At 59.1% G+C, this 19,596-nt stretch carries 15 protein-coding genes; 10 read left to right on the top strand and 5 right to left on the bottom strand.

Going from position 1 to position 19,596, the window contains the following annotated elements; genetic code table 11:
- Window positions 1–5: 5 nt before the first annotated feature.
- Both mexE and ACM6IO_RS24585 read right to left on the bottom strand, forming a co-directional pair.
- On the bottom strand, window positions 6–1,259 hold the full coding sequence (gene mexE / locus ACM6IO_RS24590; protein WP_008026285.1) for a multidrug efflux RND transporter periplasmic adaptor subunit MexE: 1,254 nt from the start codon (window positions 1,257–1,259) through the stop codon (window positions 6–8).
- A 312-nt stretch (window positions 1,260–1,571) separates the two neighbouring features.
- Window positions 1,572–2,489: a LysR family transcriptional regulator gene (locus ACM6IO_RS24585; protein WP_008026287.1), complete on the bottom strand. Its 918-nt coding sequence runs from the start codon at window positions 2,487–2,489 to the stop codon at window positions 1,572–1,574.
- Between the two features lie 269 nt (window positions 2,490–2,758).
- On the opposite strand from ACM6IO_RS24585, the gene ACM6IO_RS24580 reads away from it, so the two are divergent.
- The 4 genes from ACM6IO_RS24580 (at window position 2,759) to pgm (ending at window position 8,989) form a co-directional block, all read left to right on the top strand.
- Window positions 2,759–3,781: a zinc-dependent alcohol dehydrogenase family protein gene (locus ACM6IO_RS24580; protein WP_008044290.1), complete on the top strand. Its 1,023-nt coding sequence runs from the start codon at window positions 2,759–2,761 to the stop codon at window positions 3,779–3,781.
- Between the two features lie 563 nt (window positions 3,782–4,344).
- Window positions 4,345–5,835 (top strand): hypothetical protein, encoded by a 1,491-nt coding sequence (locus ACM6IO_RS24575; protein WP_414912407.1) that lies wholly within the window; start codon window positions 4,345–4,347, stop codon window positions 5,833–5,835.
- A complete protein-coding gene (locus ACM6IO_RS24570; protein WP_414912406.1) occupies window positions 5,832–7,232 on the top strand; it encodes a PLP-dependent aminotransferase family protein in 1,401 nt (466 codons plus the stop codon). The genes ACM6IO_RS24575 and ACM6IO_RS24570 overlap by 4 nt, the downstream gene beginning before the upstream one ends.
- 110 nt (window positions 7,233–7,342) lie before the next feature.
- The gene (gene pgm, locus ACM6IO_RS24565; protein ID WP_192416332.1) at window positions 7,343–8,989 is read left to right on the top strand and encodes a phosphoglucomutase (alpha-D-glucose-1,6-bisphosphate-dependent); all 1,647 of its coding nucleotides are present in this window, start codon (window positions 7,343–7,345) and stop codon (window positions 8,987–8,989) included.
- A gap of 207 nt (window positions 8,990–9,196) precedes the next feature.
- Here the strand turns inward: pgm and ACM6IO_RS24560 are convergent, their stop codons facing one another.
- Complete coding sequence (locus ACM6IO_RS24560) at window positions 9,197–9,892, bottom strand: pirin family protein (protein ID WP_008044296.1); 696 nt, start codon at window positions 9,890–9,892, stop codon at window positions 9,197–9,199.
- A gap of 238 nt (window positions 9,893–10,130) precedes the next feature.
- Here ACM6IO_RS24560 and ACM6IO_RS24555 point away from each other — a divergent pair, with 238 nt between their 5' ends.
- The gene (locus tag ACM6IO_RS24555; RefSeq protein WP_414912405.1) at window positions 10,131–12,602 is read left to right on the top strand and encodes a UvrD-helicase domain-containing protein; all 2,472 of its coding nucleotides are present in this window, start codon (window positions 10,131–10,133) and stop codon (window positions 12,600–12,602) included.
- A 64-nt stretch (window positions 12,603–12,666) separates the two neighbouring features.
- Here ACM6IO_RS24555 and ACM6IO_RS24550 read toward each other — a convergent pair whose 3' ends face one another.
- Window positions 12,667–12,939, bottom strand: a complete 273-nt coding sequence (locus ACM6IO_RS24550) for a DUF1652 domain-containing protein (RefSeq protein ID WP_192227150.1) — start codon at window positions 12,937–12,939, stop codon at window positions 12,667–12,669.
- Between the two features lie 262 nt (window positions 12,940–13,201).
- Here ACM6IO_RS24550 and ACM6IO_RS24545 point away from each other — a divergent pair, with 262 nt between their 5' ends.
- From ACM6IO_RS24545 to ACM6IO_RS24530, 4 genes are read left to right on the top strand one after another with little or no spacing between them, the layout of a single operon-like run.
- Window positions 13,202–14,017, top strand: coding sequence for a helix-turn-helix transcriptional regulator (locus tag ACM6IO_RS24545; RefSeq protein WP_192227151.1), 816 nt, complete (start codon window positions 13,202–13,204; stop codon window positions 14,015–14,017).
- 50 nt (window positions 14,018–14,067) lie between these two features.
- The gene (locus ACM6IO_RS24540; protein WP_414912404.1) at window positions 14,068–15,474 is read left to right on the top strand and encodes an NAD(P)/FAD-dependent oxidoreductase; all 1,407 of its coding nucleotides are present in this window, start codon (window positions 14,068–14,070) and stop codon (window positions 15,472–15,474) included.
- Window positions 15,475–15,504: 30 nt separating this feature from the next.
- Window positions 15,505–15,846, top strand: coding sequence for a cupin domain-containing protein (locus ACM6IO_RS24535; RefSeq protein WP_226299408.1), 342 nt, complete (start codon window positions 15,505–15,507; stop codon window positions 15,844–15,846).
- A gap of 44 nt (window positions 15,847–15,890) precedes the next feature.
- Window positions 15,891–16,976, top strand: a complete 1,086-nt coding sequence (locus ACM6IO_RS24530) for a polyamine ABC transporter substrate-binding protein (RefSeq protein WP_192227154.1) — start codon at window positions 15,891–15,893, stop codon at window positions 16,974–16,976.
- Between the two features lie 43 nt (window positions 16,977–17,019).
- Here ACM6IO_RS24530 and ACM6IO_RS24525 read toward each other — a convergent pair whose 3' ends face one another.
- Window positions 17,020–17,676 (bottom strand): hypothetical protein, encoded by a 657-nt coding sequence (locus tag ACM6IO_RS24525; protein ID WP_032828617.1) that lies wholly within the window; start codon window positions 17,674–17,676, stop codon window positions 17,020–17,022.
- A gap of 410 nt (window positions 17,677–18,086) precedes the next feature.
- Here ACM6IO_RS24525 and ACM6IO_RS24520 point away from each other — a divergent pair, with 410 nt between their 5' ends.
- Window positions 18,087–19,544 carry a serralysin family metalloprotease gene (locus tag ACM6IO_RS24520; RefSeq protein WP_223434323.1) on the top strand — a complete coding sequence of 486 codons (1,458 nt, stop codon included), beginning with the start codon at window positions 18,087–18,089 and terminating at the stop codon, window positions 19,542–19,544.
- Window positions 19,545–19,596: the final 52 nt, after the last annotated feature.

Here is a 19,596-nt window from a genome sequence, read left to right as displayed (position 1 = left end):
ATCCCTTAACCGCGTGGGGTTGCAGCAGCCAGTTTCACAACCGAACCCGGCGCGACCTTGGCAGGTGCGACTTGGGGCAGGTTGCTGGCTTCCAGCGCTTGTCGTTGTTGTGCGAGTGCCGCGAGGGTTTGCTCGCTGGCCATCGGGATCACTTCAGGGGTGACTGGCGAACCGGGACGTACCCGTTGCAGGCCCTTGACGATGATCGTGTCGTCCTTGTTCAGGCCGTTGCGCACGATGCGCAGCCCTTCGATTTTCGGACCCAGCTCGACCGCGCGGTAGGCGGTTTTGTTGTCGGCATCCATCACCAGCACGAACTTTTTACCGAGGTCGGTACCGACCGCTTCATCGTTGATCAAAACGGCGGAGTAGGTGCCGCTGCCGACCAGTTTCAGACGCGCATAAAGGCCCGGGGTGTAAGCGCCGTCGCTGTTGTCGAACACGGCGCGGCCACGGATGGTGCCGGTTTTCGGGTTGACCTGGTTGTCGACGAAGTTCATCACGCCCTGGTGCGGGTTGCCGTCTTCGTTGGACAGGCCGAGGTAAACGGGAGTGGTTGCACCACGTTTGCCCTGGCGAGCGAGTTGGGTGTATTTGAGGAACACACGCTCGTCAGCGTCGAAGTAGGCGTAGACCTTGTCGGTAGACACGACGCTGGTCAGCGCAGTGGTATCGGCGGTCACCAGGTTGCCGGCGGTGATTTCGGCACGGCTGACACGGCCGCTGATCGGTGCGGTGACGCGGGTGAAGCTCAGGTTCAGTTTCGCCAGGTCCAGTTGTGCCTGAAGGGCACCGACTGCAGCGCGGGCTTCTTGTGCGGCACTCGTGCGCGAATCGGCCAGCTCGGCGGAAATCGCGTTGCTGGTACGCAGACGCTCACCGCGCTGGGCTTCGTTTTCGCTGCGGGTCGCATTGGCGCGCGACTGAGCGACCAGCGCTTCGAGACGGCGGACTTCGGCCTGGAAGGGACGCGGATCGATCTGGAACAGCAAGTCGCCTTTCTTGACCAGCGCGCCTTCGGTGAAGGCAACGTCATCGATCTGACCGGAGACCCGTGGACGAATCTCTACCGTTTCCGGCGCTTCAAGGCGCCCGGTGAATTCGTCCCACTCATTGACCGGTTGTTCCAGCACCTTGGCGACACTGACTTTCGCCGCAGGCATGGTCGCGGCAGACTCCGGAGCCTTGCCGCAAGCGCTCATCACCACTACGGCCAGCAGGGCCAACGGGAAGCGCAAATGTTTGAGTGACTGTTCCATGGATGCATCCGCCAATGTATTGAGATGGGCGGATGATGCTCGGCGGGGGTGGTATCGCACGAATCGAATGAAGCGAAGGTAACTATCATTCGGAATGATATAAGCGCCGGGCGAGCCCTCTAGCATGCACCTCGGGTTGGAACGCGATCAATGTGTTTGACGGCAATTCTGTGTTGCGGGGAATGCAAGGAATCGGCGTGAGACCGAGTTGCTCCCTTCGCGGGCAAGCCTCGCTCCTACAGTTGATCGCATACTCCTGTAGGAGCGAGGCTTGCCCGCGAAGAGGCCATCGGCGCCAACAGAAGATCAGAATCAGGCCAGACTATCCGGATCCCCGAAGAACATCTGAATCCGCGACCTTAACCAGCGCTCACCCGGATCATTGTCCTGCGAGCCACGCCACGCCATGTGCAATTCAAAACTGCGCACCGGCAACGGCGGATCTTCCGCCCGCACACCGCCTGCTGCCGTCAACGCGTCAGCCGTGTAATCCGGCACCGTCGCGACGATATCCGTCCCGCTGAGGAGCGTGCTGAGCCCGTTGAACTGCGGCACCGCGAGTACCACGTGACGTTTGCGCCCGAGCTTTTCCAGCTCTTCATCTATAAAGCCGCTCAAGTCACCGGCGAACGACACCAGCGCATGGGGGCGGGCGCAGAAATCATCCAGGCTCAACGGGCCCGGCACTGTATCGGCACGCAACAGTTTGGGCATGCTGCGGCGCAGCACTTTACGCTTGGCGTTGGCCGGCAGGTCGGCGGTGTAGCTGACGCCGATTGAAATCTCGCCCGAGGCCAGCAGGCTCGGCATCAGGATGTAGTTGGCCCGCCGCACCACCAGCACAATCCCGGGCGATTCGGCGCGCAGGCGCTTGAGCAGCATTGGCAGCAACGCGAACTCGACATCGTCCGACAGGCCGATGCGGAACACCGCCGTACTGGTCGCCGGGTCGAACTCTGCTGCGCGGCTGACAGCCGTGGAAATCGAATCCAGGGCCGGGGAGAGCAGGGCGAAGATCTCCACCGCCCGCGCGGACGGTTCCATGCTGCGCCCGGTTCGCACGAACAATGGATCATCGAACAGCCCGCGCAGGCGCGAGAGCGCCGCACTGATCGCCGGCTGGCCGAGGAACAATTTCTCCGCAGCGCGGGTCACACTGCGTTCGTGCATCAGTGTTTCGAAAACGATCAACAGGTTCAGGTCGACACGACGCAGGTCATTACGATTCATCTGGAGTCCTGGCAGAGTCATCAAGCTTGACGGGAGCAGCCATATGAGAACAATGGCCGGCATGAATATTACGGGGAAAGGCTGCTACTCTGCACCGAGTAATTCAGTTTTCCTACAAAGGCTGCTTCGGTTTCTTACGACATTTGAAGATGTCGCCGGCGCTGCGGAATCAATGACAGGCATGTCGACTATTAATAGCCACTGATAGTCTTGGGTAGAAAGCCCAGATAGAGTTCAGGGCATTAGAGGTTTCTTTGACGAGGTTTGCGATGTCCCGCACGATCCGTTTTCACAAGTTTGGTCCAGCCGAGGTGCTCAAATGCGAAGAGCATGCGGCCGCTCTCCCTGCACCGGGCGAAGTGCAGGTGCGCGTCGAGGCGATTGGCATCAGCTGGTACGACATACTCTGGCGCCAGAACCTGGCGTCCTCCCATGCTCGCTTGCCTTCAGGCCTTGGTCATGAAATGTCCGGCGTCGTGACGGCGGTTGGCGATGGCGTCGATGACCTGGCAGTTGGCGACAAGGTCGCCAGTTTCCCGGCTGAAAGTCCGAACGACTATCCCGTCTATGGCGAGCAAATCGTTCTGCCGCGCTCGGCACTGACCCGTTATCCGGACGTGCTGAGCCCGATTGAAGCGGCGGTGCATTACACGCCGCTGTTGATTGCTTACTTTGGTTATGCCGATCTGGCACGGGTCAAGCCTGGGCAATTTGCCCTGGTGACTGACGCGAGCCACTGCGCCGGGCCTTCATTCGTCCAATTGGGTAAAGCCTTGGGTGTACGGGTGATTGCCGCCACGAAAACGGCCGAAGAGCGTGAATACCTGCTGTCGCTGGGTGCCGAGAAAGTCATCGTCACCGAGGAAGAAGATCTGCTCATGCGGATCAACAAGATCACCGATAACCGCGGTGTCGATGTGGTGTTCGATGGCCTGGGCGGCCCGCAGATGTCGCTGCTCGGCGATGTGCTCGCGCCTCGCGGCAGCCTGGTGCTGTATGGCCTGCAAGGGGGTAACCAGACGCCATTCCCGGCCTGCGCAGCGTTCCAGAAGAACATTCAGTTCTTTGTACACTGCATCGGCAATTTCACCGGCAAGCCGGAGTTGGGCATCATTCAGGATCAGGTTGCACTGCAACGAGCCTTGCGCGACATCAACCAGATGACCGCCGATCGTGTACTGCTGCCGCTCAAGACTCGGGTCTTCCCGTTTTCCGAGTTTGTCGAAGCACACCGCTACATGGATGAATGCCCATGCCGCGAGCGGGTCGCCCTTCAGGTCGAACCTGCGTAACAGCCCCTGAAAAAGTCCGTGCCTGCACGGACTTTTTTATTGCCCCTCGCAAAACATTGAGACGTCTCATCGATCTGTCGATGGGTCAGTTCAGCAACTGAACTGGTTTTTGCTCTCGATCTGTATCTTCTAATCAGCATCTAAGCCTTGATAATTGAATGATTACTTTCATCTCAAGGAATGAGTCATGTCTGGGTGTCAGGCTGATACTTTTCAACGCACATTGTTAATAGATATCCGACCAACAGTAATTCTTTGCGCAGCTTTCAAAAAGACATGTGCGGCTTCTATCTTTATTTCTTGTACTACCTATATGTGGGACGTTGTCGGACATTTCCTAGGATGTTCTGTTAAGTCGCCAGATGCCGGTGGTACGGGGCTTTTGCGCCATCCGGCTTCGGCGCATGCAGCGTCGGCGATCAACTATTTCAAATAATTACCAAAAGTATAAGTGCTAGCCTTTGACAATGATGTCCAGCACTTCATCCATGTCAGACAATCCGCTGTGCAGCGCATATCGCTGTTTATGCAGTACTGAACTTACGAGCATCAGGTAAATAAAGATGACCCATATCCATGATCAGGCGATGAACTATGTCTATCAGCAAATGCTGCAACGCTTGCTGAGTTTTTTCTCTCGGGCCGAACGCACGGCATTGCAACTGATGATCCAGCGTCTGGTGGTCGCCGCGGGGGGCATGGAGCGCATTGGCGATTACAAGGTGCTGGCGATCCAGTCCGGCTCGCGGGACAGTTGCTACACCCTGGCGCTGCTGCGCGCCGCACAACTGAGCATTGCCGGTCGGGCGCCAGCCACGTTCCAGTTGCGCGTGGCCTCCCTGCGAATGAACGGTGCCAGCTCGATGGCCCAGGAAAACATCCATCGCAGCTACAGTTCGTTGTTTCTCTACGACGATCCACGGGTCGAAGTGCTGATGGTGGATAACCGCGAAGTGTTGCCGTTCAGCCACCCGGCACCGATCTCCGATGCCGGTCGAGAAGCCAATCGGCTCAATGTGCTGATGGTGGGCCACCGTCGAACCTGGAACGGGCCAATCGATCTGTGGGACGACGGCTATCTGGCGACCGGCGAGTTCTATGGGCAGATCGCGCGTTGGGACGGTGGCGTCGATGCCTTGGTCAGCAGTGACACGTCACGTCAGCAAAAGCAGTTTCTCGAAGGCTTGAAGCGGGCGGCGGCCAAGGCCGGGCTCAAGACCTCAAGTCCGGTTGAAACAGGCTTCGATGAACTGTTCGCCTTGCTCGATGAGATCGGCAGTGACTGCTATCGCGCGTTTTATGCCGAAAAGGGGCAGGCGGCATGGCGGCCGGCCGAGCGCTTCGAGGCCTGTCGCCGTACCACGTTCATCGACATTCAAGACATGCTGGTCAGCAACCTCGAAGAGCGCTGGCCGCTGCTCACCGAATTTCTCGGTTTTCAACCTGACGAACTGGCGGCTCAGATCAGCGACAACGAATTCGTCAGCCTTTCGATATCCGCACACGTGCGAGGGCTGCAAGCGTGCTTTGTGCACGGTCGCAGCTATGAGGCGGGTGTCGCCGAATACTTGCAACGGGCGTTGGTGATGATGCGCCGCAAGCGACTGCCGGAGCGTTTGTGCGAGCAGGCAGTGGCGGTCTTCGGTAACCCGGCGAGGCTGTCCGAGCAGCGTGGGCTGGCCGCGGCCGAGGCGCAAAAAAACCTCGGTTTGACCGAGGCTCAGCTGGTGTGCCTGCTCTTCGCACCCTTTGTCGAAAACGGTGCTGCCCTTGAGCGCTTTCTGCGTCAGTGTCATCCCGGAATGCTGGTGGCGATGCCTGATTTGCACCGGGCAATGCAGGGCAATCCGGTGTCGGAGCAGATTCTGCAATGGATGGTCGACGTCAGCGGGCTGCCCGTCGGCCTGCTCGGCACACTTTACCGGATGGGGCCGGTGCCAGGGGCCGAGGGCAGGGTGGCTGACCCGGATGCTGATGGCGTGGACCTGCCATCGGAAGGCGCCAACTTTGGCGATGATGCCGCGGTGGCGGGTGAAGGGTCAGCGGGACATTGAAAGGACCACGCGAGACTGACTTTGCTTATCAGGCGGTGTACCGATACCTGACGCACCTGATCAATGAGCCAGTCAGCGACACGCGCGTGCGCCTGCCGTCGTTGCGTCAGTTGGCGGATCGTTTGAGCGTGTCGATCTCGACGATTCAGTACGCGTATTCGTTGCTGGAGAAAGAAGGGCGCGTGTATTCGGTCGCCAAATCCGGCTATTACGCGTTGCCGGTGTCCGCCATCAATGCGCCCGGCAATGGCAATGACCTGCTCGAAAGCGTTTATTTCAGTGCCAGGTGCCCGGGCATGCTGGTGTTGAGCGCCGACGAACCGGCATTGTTGCAGCCCCTCGACAGTCCGTTATTGCTGCTGGAACGGGAACTGCTGCGCCAGTATCCGCGCCAGCCGCAACCGCCTTCGCAGCCCTGTGGCGAACTGGAACTGCGTACCGCCCTGGCCGCGCGTTACACCACAACGCCGGTACGCTGCTGGCATGCCGATGACGTTTACATTGGCGCCGACTTGCGCGGTGTCCTGGAAATACTGATCGCCGTGTTGAGCCTCAAAGACGCTGCGGTGGTCCTTGAGTCTCCGTGTGACTGGGCGATTCTGCGCTTGCTCCAGGCCGCCGATGTCCAGGTGATCGAATTGCCGCTGCAAACCGATGGCGGGCTAGACGTCGAACAGCTCAAGAAGCTGCTGGAGACCTACCCGGTGCGGTTGGTCGTGCTGTCATCCGCTTTGAACATGCCGCAAGGCAGCCTCGCAGATGACGACAACCGACGAGCTATTGCGCAGCTCCTCGAACGGCATGGCAGCTGGGTGCTGGAAAACGATTGCTACGGCGAACTCGAATTCGAACCGGGCGGCTTGCGGTTTCGTGATCTGCTCGACCCTGACCGGCTGATCGTGTTTTCCACGTTCGAGAAAATCATCGGCCCGGAAGCGCCCTACGGCTTTCTGTTGTCACGGCATTTCAGCGCCGAATTGCAGCGGCACTTTTTACTGCGTGCCTTTCGCCTGTCGCCGATTCGCCAGAAAGCCATCGCCCGTTTGTACGGTAACGGACGGATCGACCAGCACCTTCATGTGCTGCGCAGGTTGCTCAAGGACCGCAAGGTGCAGATGACGCAGTTGTTGCAGGAGCGCCTGGGCGATGCCTTGCATTTTGTCGAGCCTCAGGGTGGGGCAACGATTTGGGTGCGCTCCCTGCGTCAGGTTGATGTGCGGCGGGTGTTTCAGCGCCTGCTCAAGCATCAGGTGGTGATTGCGCCGGGCGAGCTGTTCAGTTTGCAGGGCCTGCACACGCAACACTTGCGCCTCAGTCATAGCTTTGGCGGTGATCATGATCTGGCCGCTGCACTGAGCCTGCTCGGCGATGCCTTGCGCCTGGAATCGGTAGACTGAGCATGTTCGCAAAACATCCTTTGCGTCCGTGGATCGATCCCATCGCGTTGCGGTCAAACTGCCAGTAAACTGCGTCCCTATTCCTGAACCACTCTATTCAGAGGTTTTGCATGACACTCAGTCCTTTTGCGGGCAAACCGGCACCGGCAGAGTTGTTGGTCGACATCCCGCGACTGGTAACGGCTTATTACACCGGCCAGCCCGATGCCGCGATCTCCACCCAGCGTGTCGCTTTCGGCACGTCCGGGCACCGAGGTAGCTCGTTCGACTTGAGTTTCAACGAATGGCACGTTCTGGCGATCAGCCAGGCGATCTGCCTGTACCGCGAAGCCCAGGGCATCGATGGTCCGCTGTTCGTCGGCATCGACACCCACGCGCTGTCGACCCCGGCGGGCGCCAGCGCCCTCGAAGTGCTGGCCGCCAACGGCGTGACGGTGATGATTGCCGAGGGTGACGAGTACACCCCGACACCAGCGATTTCCCACGCGATTCTCTGCTACAACCGTGGCCGCACCTCGGGCCTGGCAGACGGCATCGTCATCACGCCGTCCCATAACCCGCCGCAAAGCGGTGGCTACAAATACAACCCCACCAACGGTGGCCCGGCCGACACCCACATCACCAAGTGGATCGAAGCCAAGGCCAACGAGCTGCTGGGCAACAAGCTCGCCGGCGTCAAGCGCATCAGCTACGAGCAGGCGCTGAAGGCCAGCACCACGCACCGTCACGATTACCTCAACACCTATGTCGCCGACCTGATCAACGTGATCGACTTTGACGCCATCCGCGACGCCAAACTCCGTCTGGGCGTCGATCCGCTGGGCGGCGCAGGGGTGCGTTACTGGTCGGCGATTGCCGAGCATTACAAGCTGGATCTGGACGTGGTGAACACGCAGGTCGATCCGACCTTCCGCTTCATGACGGTCGACTGGGATGGCCAGATCCGCATGGACCCTTCGTCCAGCCACGCCATGCAAGGCCTGATCGGCCTGAAAGAGCGTTTTGACGTCGCGTTCGCCTGCGACCCGGATCACGATCGCCATGGCATCGTGACGCCGTCCGGTGGTTTGCTCGCGCCGAACAGCTATCTGGCAGTGTCCATCGACTACCTGTTCCAGAACCGCCCGCAATGGCGCGCCGATGCAGCCGTGGGTAAAACCGTGGTCAGCAGTGGCTTGATCGATCGCGTGGCCAAGCGTTTGGGCCGTCGCTTGTACGAAGTGCCGGTCGGTTTCAAATGGTTTGCGGACGGTCTGTTCGATGGCTCGCTGGGTTTTGGCGGCGAAGAAAGCGCCGGCGCCTCGTTCCTGCGCAAGGACGGTGGCGTGTGGAGCACTGACAAGGACGGTTTGATCCCGGCCCTGCTGGCTGCGGAAATGACCGCCCGCACTGGTCGCGACCCGAGCCAGGCGTATCGCGCGTTGACCGATGAACTGGGTGAACCGTTCTCGGTGCGGGTCGATGCCAAGGCCAATCCGCAACAGAAAGCCTTGCTGAGCAAGTTGTCACCGGAGCAGGTCACGTCGACCCAGCTTGCGGGCGAAGCGATCCAGAGCATCCTCAGCCACGCGCCGGGTAATGACCAGGCGATCGGTGGTTTGAAAGTCATGACCGAAAACGGCTGGTTCGCGGCGCGTCCGTCGGGTACCGAAGACATCTACAAGATCTACGCCGAGAGTTTCGTCAGTGACGAACACCTCAAGCAGTTGGTTGCTGAAGCTCAAACATTGGTGGATGGCGCGATTTCTGCGAAATAAGTGAGGGCCCCTTCGCGGGCAAGTCGGGTCGCCGCACCGCTCGCTCCTACAAGAACGATGTCGTACGGTTCAATGTGGTTGGCGTAAACCTGTAGGAACGAGCGGTGCGGCGACCCGACTTGCCCGCGAAGGCGTCAGTAAAGCCATCGGCAAAAAAAAAGGGGCGACTATGACAGTCGCCCCTTTTTTTGCCCTGCATTTACCCAATCAAGCCAGGTCCACCAAAACAATCTCACTGTCTTCAATGGCCGTCACGCGCAACACCTGCTCATCAGCCACCGCAACACCATCTCGAGCTTGTGCTCGCAAGCCATTGACTTCAATCACGCCCGTCGCCGGAACCAGGTAAGCACGGCGGCCATTGTCCAGACGATACTCCGCAGACTCGCCAGCCTTCAGGTTCGCCGCAACCAGGCGCGCATCCGCACGGATCCGCAGGCTTTGATCGTCGCCGGCCTTGCCGCTGGCCAGGGTCACGAAGCCTTCGCGCTGGCCTTTAGGGAACGGTTTTGCGCCCCAGGACGGTGCCAGGCCTGTTTCGTTCGGGATGATCCAGATCTGGAAGATCCTGGTTTCAGTCGCTTCCAGGTTGTACTCACTGTGAGCGATCCCGGTGCCGGCGCTCATGACTTGCACATCGCCTGCTTCGGTGCGGCCCTTGTTACCGAGGTTGTCCTCGTGGGTAATCGCACCTTCACGGACATACGTGATGATTTCCATGTCCCGGTGCGGGTGTTTCGGGAAACCGGTACCCGAGGCGATCACGTCGTCGTTCCACACCCGAAGGTTGCCCCAGTTCATACGTTTAGGGTCGTAGTATTCGGCGAACGAAAAGTGGTGATGAGCATCCAGCCAGCCATGGTGGGCGCCGCCCAGGGAGTTGAAGGGTCTGAGTTCGAGCATGATCGTCTCCTGAAAGGGGTGGTGAATGGCGAGCATCATCTATCAGGCACTGATCGATAAAAAGCGTAAAAAATGCCTCAATACAATCGAATAAATTGATATCAAATCACCTCGAAACATTCTCATCCAGCCTTCACTTCATCGCATAAGCCAATGACCTGTAAGCATTTCACTAGAACTGAACGGCAAATGCAGACACCATAGCCCTCAACAGCCTCACACCCTGGAGTCAGCCCGCGTGCCGCAACACACCCCCGATCTTCCTCCTGAACTTCGTCCCTTGGCCGAGATGCCGCTGCTCAAGCGCCTGGCCGCCCGATTCTTTGGCCACGGGCTGACGCGTCTGCGTGCACAACATCGGGCGTCGTGGCTGCATGGCCAGGCCGACGGTTTTCGCAGCGGTCACAGCGCTGGAGTGGATTACGGCTATAAGGAAGGCAAGCTCGAAGGGTTGGAGGAAGGTCGGCAGGTGTTGCTGATTCGTGACTCGCGCTCCACCGAACACCGGCCCCCCAACGTCGATGACAACCTGTTCGACGACTGGCGCCTGCCATTGAGCGCAGAGCTGAAAAAGCGCATGAAGGCCGATGTCGCTCGTTTGCTCGCGCCGCACGCGCAACCCAGCGCCGCGCAGTGGAAAATGATCTTCAGCGATACGCCATCGACGTCGGTCATCGCCGGCGCGGGGGCGGGCAAGTCGACCACCCTGGTGCTGCGTATTTTGCTGCTGACCCACTATCTGGGTTTCGAGCTGAGCTCAATGACCGTCGTGACCTTTACACGGGAGTCGCGCAAGGACTTCATCAACAAACTGATCGAGATGTTTGCGCTCTGGGGGCGGCCGCTCGGTTTCAAGGAAGCGCGGGACCTGGTGCGCACCTTCCATTCGCGAATCCTGCCCATGGTGCGCAGCCTGCCGGGCTTCGAGCGGCTGCAAGCGTTTGAAAACCTCAGCAACCGTGTGCAAGGCGCTGATGAGGAGGCCGATAGCAATCCTTTCGACTTGCGCATCAACGACGCCCAGCGTCAGCAGCTCAACGCCTGCTATCACAACCTGCACACGCGTGATGAGCGCTTTCGCGAACTGATCAAACCTTTGTCGCGCCATGCCTTGCAGCTCAAGGAGCTGGAGCGCGATCACCCGGACGTGCAAAAGCGCATGGCCGTGACTGAGCTGGCCGCCAAGCGTGATGAAGAACTGTGCGACTTGATTGAAGATCTGTGGTTTCGCGCGGGTGCCTGGCCCATCAAAGGCATCGAGCCCAATCGCCAGTCGTTTGATATCAATGGCTCGACCTTCCATTGCCATGGCTACATTCCGAGCCTGGACGCGTGGGTCGTGCTGGGTTTCGATCCTCGGGAAAACCCGCAGGTCAGCCGCCCGAATGCCAAGCTCAGCGTCCGTGCAGAATGGGCGGTAAAGCGAACCCTGTTTCAAGCTTTCTGTCGTAAGCCTCTGATATGGCTAGATAGTTATGAAACTTCAAAGCGTGTTTTGGCCTCCCTTGCGGGCGATGCCAGCGCCGGGCCGGGGTTCGATTACAAGGTCAAGGGCGAGCTCGGTTCCGCGCCGTTGCTGGACTGTTTTGTCGCGGCGGCCGGGTTCATCGAAAACCTTGGCCTGGATGTCCCGAATGCCGTGGGCCAGATGAGCTTCGCCAAGGACGACCCAGACCGGTTTTTCTTCGAGGCCTTGAGCCTGTTCTGGCGAGCCCTGGAAGATCATCTGCTGGATCAGAAGCCCCCGGTGATGACCTACAACCGCATGTTCGCCTTGTTCAGCGAGCATTCCCCAGAAAACCAGAAGCTGTTGAGCGATGAGCTGCTGCGACCGCTGTCGCACCTGATGATCGACGAGTTTCAGGACGTATCGCCGCAGATTGTCTCCTGGATTCGTGCCAGCCTCGCCGAGATTCGCAGTCGCGGCCCGGCCATGCACGTGGGGCGCGGCGCTCAGCGTTCGTCGCTGCTGTGCGTGGGCGATGACTGGCAGTCCATTTATGGATGGCGCGGCAGTTCGCCGACGTATTTCATGGAGTTCAACAAGGAGTTCCCTTCGCCGAGCACGACCAAGGTCATGCTCAGCGACAACTATCGCAGCCATCAACACATCATCGATGCCGCCGAACACATCGTGCGCGCCGCACCGGCCATCGCCGGCAAGAAGGCCAAGGCCAGTGGCGAGTCGAAGGCATTGCTGCCAGTCAACGTGCTCGATCGCGATGATCAAGGCTTGGCCAAGCGGTTGATGGAACACTACAGGCAGGGCGATACAATCTTGATGCTTTATCGAAAAAGCAGCGATAAGTCATTGATAGAAGAGCATATTCAGTCTGTAGTTAATGTGGATTCTAGCTTGCCGTACGAATCGCGACGACTGAAGCAGTTGACCTATCACAGCGCCAAGGGCCTTCAGGCCGACGCTGTGTTTTTGCTGGGAGACTGCCAACACCTGACCAGCTCGCCCTACAAGAATCAGGTTTACCGCATGGCGGGTCTGGGCAAGGCTGGCGACAACGAAGCTTACGATAATGCGCAAAAAGACGAAATTCTGCGGCTGGCCTATGTCGGCATCACCCGCGCGGTCAGCCATTGCTACTGGTATGTCGATGGCCAGGACACCCAGGCGGCGAACATGCCCAAGGCCTCCGACCGGATCGGTAAGGGCAAGGCGTTTTTTGCCGATCACCGGAGCAAGACATCGGCGTAAACCCGTACTCACAAAAAAGCCCACAAGATGTGGGCTTTTTATTAGGGCAATTGCGCTTCAACCTTCAGGCATAACTCTTGAGGGCCACCGGAGGAATGAAAGACTCAAGCTCATCCTCCACCGCTTCAATGATTCGTTCTACGTCCGCTGCGTTCATGACAGTGGCGCATGGAATGCCGGCAATGGCGATCATGGTCTCGCCCGTGGCACGGTCAAAAAGACGGGCAATCATGCTGCCCGGTGCGTCCATGCTCGCCTCAAAACCCATGGGATGAAAATGCCAGCGCATCAGCTGGCAGGCGTTTGGAAAGGTGACTTTACTGAACCCTTTATTCATATGTTGCCCGCCTGATTCATCGAGCGCTTCCATTAGCTCATGTTAGGAGGGAAGAGCCTTCATTGGCTCAACCGTTGACTGTCTTTAAAAGTAGCATCCGCATGTGAAAATAATGTGGATTTTTCAGGCCGATTGGCAATTGGTTGCTTTTTTTTGATTCGGGTCAAAGCGCTGTGACCTTTCAGCAAAAGGCCGGTACTGCTTGCTCATTGAAGCCGGTGCGGAATTTCGGCAAGCTCGCCTTTTTCTCGTCGAGTCCTTTATGCATGCCGATGATGATGGCCCGCTGCAAACCCAGGCCACGAGCGAAACGGTCATGCGCTATCACCTGCGCTGGAAGCACCGCGACCTGGACGGTGTCATGGCGCTGTATCACCCGGACATCCAGTACAGCGACTTCTTCCAGAACCGCGTGATGGGGCTGGACGAATTGCGCGAGTACGTGCGCAGCAGCATGCCGCGCGATCCGGATGAAGCGCTGGAACACTCGGACCGCATCCGTCTGGACGGCAACACCGCGTTCATTCAGTACCGCATTACCCTGCGCGGCGGTGAAGGGTTGGTGTCATTTCGGGCCAGCGAGGCGATTACTGTCCGTGACGGTCTGATCTGGCGGGTTAACGAGTACGCCTCGCTGGTGCATGAGCAGCCCGTCAGCAAAACCGCAAACAGTGCGCGCCCGGCCGTCAGTCGGCTCGGGTTGTCGCCGCGTCAGCTGAGTTTCATGGCGCAAGACCTGCAACAGTATTTCCAGCGCCAGCAACCCTATCTGGACCCGGAGCTCGACCTGCAACGGGTGGCGAAGGCGTGCGGGTACAGCCGCAATCAGATGTCCTATCTGCTGAACCAGGTGCTGGGCCAGAGTTTCTACCGCTACGTTAACCAGGCGCGCTTGCAGCATGTGCTCGCCGCGCTGGAAAACGCCGCGCCGCCACTGCGTATCGACGATCTGGCGTTTGCCGCCGGCTTCAATTCGCTCTCGGCGTTCTATAGCTGTTTCCGCCAGCACACCGGTCTGTCGCCCAAGGCCTACGTCAAACAAATTTCTTTGCGTGCACGCGCGCAAGACAGCCTCTGAGCCCACGCACTAGGATCAACGCCATCGAAGTTTGAGTGGCGGAGTCTTGCATGCCGGCGTGGCGCACTATCAGTTTGTGGATGGATCAACTCGACGAGCCGTTGTTGGCGCGTCCGGCGTTGGAACACGATCTTGACGTCGACGTCGCCATCATCGGCGCGGGGTACACCGGGCTCTGGACCGCGTACTACCTCAAGCGCCTGGCGCCGGGCCTGAACATTGCCATCGTTGAAGCGCAAACCGCCGGTTTTGGTGCCTCCGGGCGTAATGGCGGCTGGTTGATGGGCAACCTCCTGGGGGAAGACCGCTTGCTCGCCGATTTACCGGCCGAGCGGCGGCGGGCGTCGTATGACCTGCTGCATAGCATTCCCGATGAAGTAGAAGTTGTCCTCGAACGTGAAGGCATCGACTGCGATTACCGTAAAGGCGGGGCGCTGTATTGCGCGGCGCGGTATCCGGAACAGGAAGCCAGCCTGCGACAGTATCTGGACAAACTGTATGGCCAGGGCCTGACGGAAAGCCATTACCGCTGGCTCAGCCCCGAGCAATTGGCGCAACAGATCAGAATCGCCAAGCCTTATGGCGGTATCTATGCACCGCACGTGGCGACCCTGCACCCGGCAAAGTTGGTGCGAGGTCTGGCCCGGACGGTCGAACGCATGGGCGTCAGGATTTACGAAAACAGTCCGGTCACCCACTGGCAATCGGGCAGCCTGCGCACGGCGAAGGCCATGGTGCGCAGCCGCTGGATCGTTCCGGCGGTAGAAGGGTACGCGACCACGCTGCCTCCGCTGGGGCGCTATCAGTTGCCGGTGCAAAGCCTGATCGTCGCCACCGAACCGCTGTCCGCCGCCACTTGGGACGAAATCGGCCTGAGCCACGGGCAGGCGTTCGGCGAAAGCAGTCGCCAGGTGACTTACGGTCAGCGTACGGCGGATAACCGCCTGGTGTTCGGCGCGCGGGGCGGCTATCAGTTTGCCGGCAAGCTGCGTCATGACTTCGACCTGACCGCCAGTGAAGTCGACTTGCGGCGTTACCTGTTCGGCGAACTCTTCCCACAACTCAAGCACGTACGTATTACCCATGGCTGGGGCGGCAACCTCGGCATGTCCCGGCGGTTCAAGCCGCACATGTTGTGCGATCACGCGAGCGGCATTGCGATTTCCGGCGGATATGGCGGGGAGGGCGTTGGTGCCAGCAACCTGGGTGGACGGACCTTGGCCGACTTGATCCTGCAACGCGATACCGAGCTGGTTCGCCAGCCGTGGGTCATCCCTCAGGGCGGTCTCGATGCACTGAAACCCTGGGAACCGGAACCCTGCCGCTGGCTCGGCTACAACGCGATCATCCGCAGCTTCGTCCATGAAGACCAGACCCTGGCCAACCCGGCTACCGCGCCTTGGCGACGCAAACTGGCCAGCGGGGTCGCCGGGTTCATGGAAGGTTTCATGCAGTAATCGGCGCTTTCTCCATAGACAGGTACTCCCATGGGCATCACGCAGTTCAAGAACACCGCAACCCTGAAGCTGGACGAATCAAACCCGGTCGCCGTGCCGTTGGGAACTCCCGTGGCGGTGGCGTCCACCACCAGCGTCGAACGCGACGACGGTGTCGAAACCGGCGTCTGGGAATGCACCCCCGGCCGTTGGCGTCGGCAGATCGTGGCCCAGGAATTCTGTCATTTCATCCAGGGACGCTGCACCTTCACTCCAGATGACGGTGAAGCCCTCCACATAGAAGCCGGCGACGCACTGATGTTGCCAGCCAACAGCCTCGGTATCTGGGACATCCAGGAAACCGTACGCAAGACCTACGTTTTGATTTTTTGATCCTCTGATTGCCTGCCAACAAAAACTCACACAGGAATCCACTCATGATCCGAAAGACCCTGGCACTCGCTCCCTTGGCGCTCTTCGTGAGCCTCAGTCACGCCGCCGACACCGTGAAGATCTACAACTGGTCGGACTACATCGCCCCGGACACCACCAAAGACTTCCAGAAAGAAACCGGCATCGGCTTCAGCTATGACGTGTACGACAGCAACGAAACCCTCGACGGCAAGTTGATGACCGGCAAATCCGGTTACGACGTGGTGTTCCCGTCCAACCACTTCATGGCCCGGCAGATCGAGGGTGGGGCGCTGAAGAAGCTCGACAAGAGCCAGTTGCCGAACTGGAAGAACCTCAACCCGGTACTGCTCAAAGCCCTGCAAACCAACGACCCGGGCAACGAGCATGGCTTCCCGTACCTGTGGGGCAGCACTGGCATCGGCTACAACATTGCCAAGGTCAAGGCGGTGCTGGGCGATAACGCGCCGGTGGACTCCTGGGACCTGATCTTCAAACCCGAAAACATGGCAAAGCTGCAGAAGTGCGGCGTGGCTATCCTCGACAACGGGCCTGAACTGCTGCCGGCCGCGCTGAACTACCTGGGCTTGCCGCATCACAGCAAAAACCCGGAAGACTACAAGAAGGCTGAAGCACTGCTGATGAAAGTCCGGCCTTACGTTAGCTATTTCCACTCGTCCAAGTACACCAGCGACCTCGCCAACGGCGACATCTGCGTGGCGGTCGGTTTCTCCGGCGACATCCTGCAGGCCGAAAACCGCGCCAGGGAAGCCAAGAACGGTGTCGACATCGGCTATGCGATTCCCAAGGAAGGCGCCGCCATCTGGTTCGACATGGTCGCCATGCCCGCCGACGCCCCGGACGAAAAAGCCGGCTACGCCTTCATGGACTACCTGTTGCGCCCGGCCGTCATGGCCAGCATCAGCAACTACGTGCACTACGCCAATGGCAACGAACAGGCTGACAGCCTGATCGACCCGGCAATCAAGAACGACACCAAGGTTTATCCGAGCCCGGAAATGATGGGGAAACTGTTCGCGCTGGAAGCGATGCCACTGAACATCGACCGGATACGGACACGGGTGTGGAACAAGATTCGCACGGGCAGCTGACAGGTTGTACCAAGGCATCGGGACAGGATGTCCCGTTGCGCAATCAGCCGACCGGCTCGACCGTGCAACTCATTTGCCCCGAGCCGGGTATCTGGAACAAGGCATCGCTGCCGTTCTGCAAGAAGCTGTAGCTCCCCCGGTAATCCTTGCCGTTGAATTGGGTTGCGGAATCATTTGGCACCTGGATAAGGGTGGCAGAGGTATTCGCCCATTTCAGGTACACGACACGCGGCTCGACATTGAAGTAAGTGACGGCAATCAGCGCGTTGAGCCCGGTGCAACGAAAGGCTACCGGGCCGTCGGTGAGCCTGCTCGGATCCTTGGTTCGTGCAATCACTGAGCCCTGCCGTAGCTGATGCGCACGCTCGGCATAACTGCGGATCGTGCAGGCCTTGGGCTCCGCCTCGGCAGAGCAGCGATTGCGGGCGTCTACCCAGAACCGTTGTTCGATCTCGACTTTGTCAGGCCGCGGCACGGAATGATCGTCTGTGAGCGCGAGGCGATAAAGGCGCGTCAGTTCTATGTCCATCTGCTTCAGTTGTGGGGTGCGGCAGATCAGCTTCTCGATGGCAGCGCTGGCCCTGGCGCAGTCGAAGCTGGTTGCCAGGACCGTAGAAGTCCCGGCATTCGCGCACAGGCTCGTTGCCGCACACGCACTGGCGGTAATGAGCCTGACCCACAAGGGCGTGACCCTTTTCATCTCGACTTCACCCGGATCATTTCATGAGGTCCGCGAAGAAAGTTAACCCGGTATTCAGTGTGGTCTCATTCTTCGAAAAGTCTAATTTTTACCCATGGAAGTGCGCGAATCAAAACGCCAATAGTCGGACGATTTTGATCCCGGCAACTTACTTTTATTTAATATTTAAATTGTAGATTGTCCGACAATAACGCTGGCTCACTATTTTAAATACGCCGACTTCTAATCGCGCCTATTGTTTTCGGGCATATTCTGAAGTGCGCAAACTTGACGCCAAAAAAGTAGTGGACGATTGATTTCAAATTGTGTCAGTTTTCTTTCGCCTTCATTGGGCGAGTGATAGGACGATCTCGCCAGAGATTGTTGCTATCTAAAAAAACTGTTCCATAGCAAAACAAGGAAGTGTGTTTATGTCGAAAGTAAAAGACAGCGCTATTGATTCCGCTGAACAGGCATTCCAGCCATTTCAAGCCTTGGCGGCTCCCAGTTCTGCGTTCAACCAGATCAATAGTTTCAGCCATCAGTATGACCGTGGCGGCAATCTGACGGTCAATGGCAAACCCTCGTTTTCCGTCGATCAGGCAGCCACCCAATTGCTGCGCGACGGAGCTGCCTACCAGGACAAGGACGGCAGCGGCAAAATCGAACTGACCTACACGTTCCTGACCTCGGCCTCGTCGAGCACCATGAACAAGCACGGGATTACCGGGTTCAGTCAGTTCAGTGCCCAGCAGAAAGGCCAGACCGTGCTCGCCCTGCAATCCTGGGCCGACGTCGCCAATGTCACCTTCACGGAAAAGGCCACCGGCGGCGACGGTCACATGACCTTCGGCAACTACAGCGGCGGCCAGGACGGCGCAGCGGCATTCGCTTATTTGCCTGGCACGGGCGCAGGTTACGACGGGACTTCCTGGTACCTGATCAACAGCAGCTACACGCCCAACAAGACCCCGGACCTGAACAACTACGGCCGGCAAACCCTGACCCACGAAATCGGGCACACCCTTGGTCTGGCTCACCCCGGCGACTACAACGCCGGTGAAGGCGCACCGACCTACAACGACGCGTCCTACGGGCAAGACACCCGCGGCTACAGCGTCATGAGTTACTGGAGTGAAAGCAACACCAGCCAGAACTTCAGCAAGGGCGGCGTCGAAGCTTATGCGTCGGGCCCGTTGATCGACGATATCGCGGCCATCCAGAAACTCTACGGCGCCAACACCACCACTCGCACCGGTGACACCACTTACGGCTTCAACTCCAACACCGGTCGCGATTTCCTGAGCGCGTCTTCGTCGGCGGACAAGGTCGTGTTTTCGGTGTGGGACGCGGGCGGCAAGGACACCCTGGATTTCTCCGGGTTTACCCAAAACCAGAAGATCAACCTCAATGAGACCTCGTTCTCCGACGTTGGCGGCCTGGTGGGTAACGTGTCCATCGCCAAGGGCGTCACCGTCGAAAACGCCATTGGCGGTTCGGGCAATGATTTGCTGATCGGTAACGGTGTCTCCAACGAGCTGAAGGGCGGTGCCGGCAACGACATCCTTTACGGCGCGGGCGGTGCGGACAAGTTGTGGGGCGGCACCGGTTCGGACACCTTCGTGTTCGCCGCCAGCAGCGACTCCAAACCGGGTGCAGTCGACCAGATCCTCGATTTTGTCAGCGGCCTCGACAAGATCGACCTGACCGGCATCACCAACGGTGCAGGCCTGCATTTCGTGAGCGCATTCACGGGTGCGGCGGGCGATGCCGTGCTGACGACCTCCGGTGGTAACAGCCTGCTGTCGGTGGACTTCTCCGGGCATGGCGTGGCGGACTTCCTGGTCAGCACCGTCGGCCAGGCGGCGTACTCGGACATCGTGGCCTGATTCAAGGCAGAAGGAGGGCGGCGCCGATGCGCCGCCCTTTGTCACTTGAGCC

This window comes from Pseudomonas sp. IT-P44 (assembly GCF_949768225.1).
Taxonomy (GTDB): domain Bacteria; phylum Pseudomonadota; class Gammaproteobacteria; order Pseudomonadales; family Pseudomonadaceae; genus Aquipseudomonas; species Aquipseudomonas migulae.
This window is presented reverse-complemented; position numbering and strand designations above follow the sequence as displayed.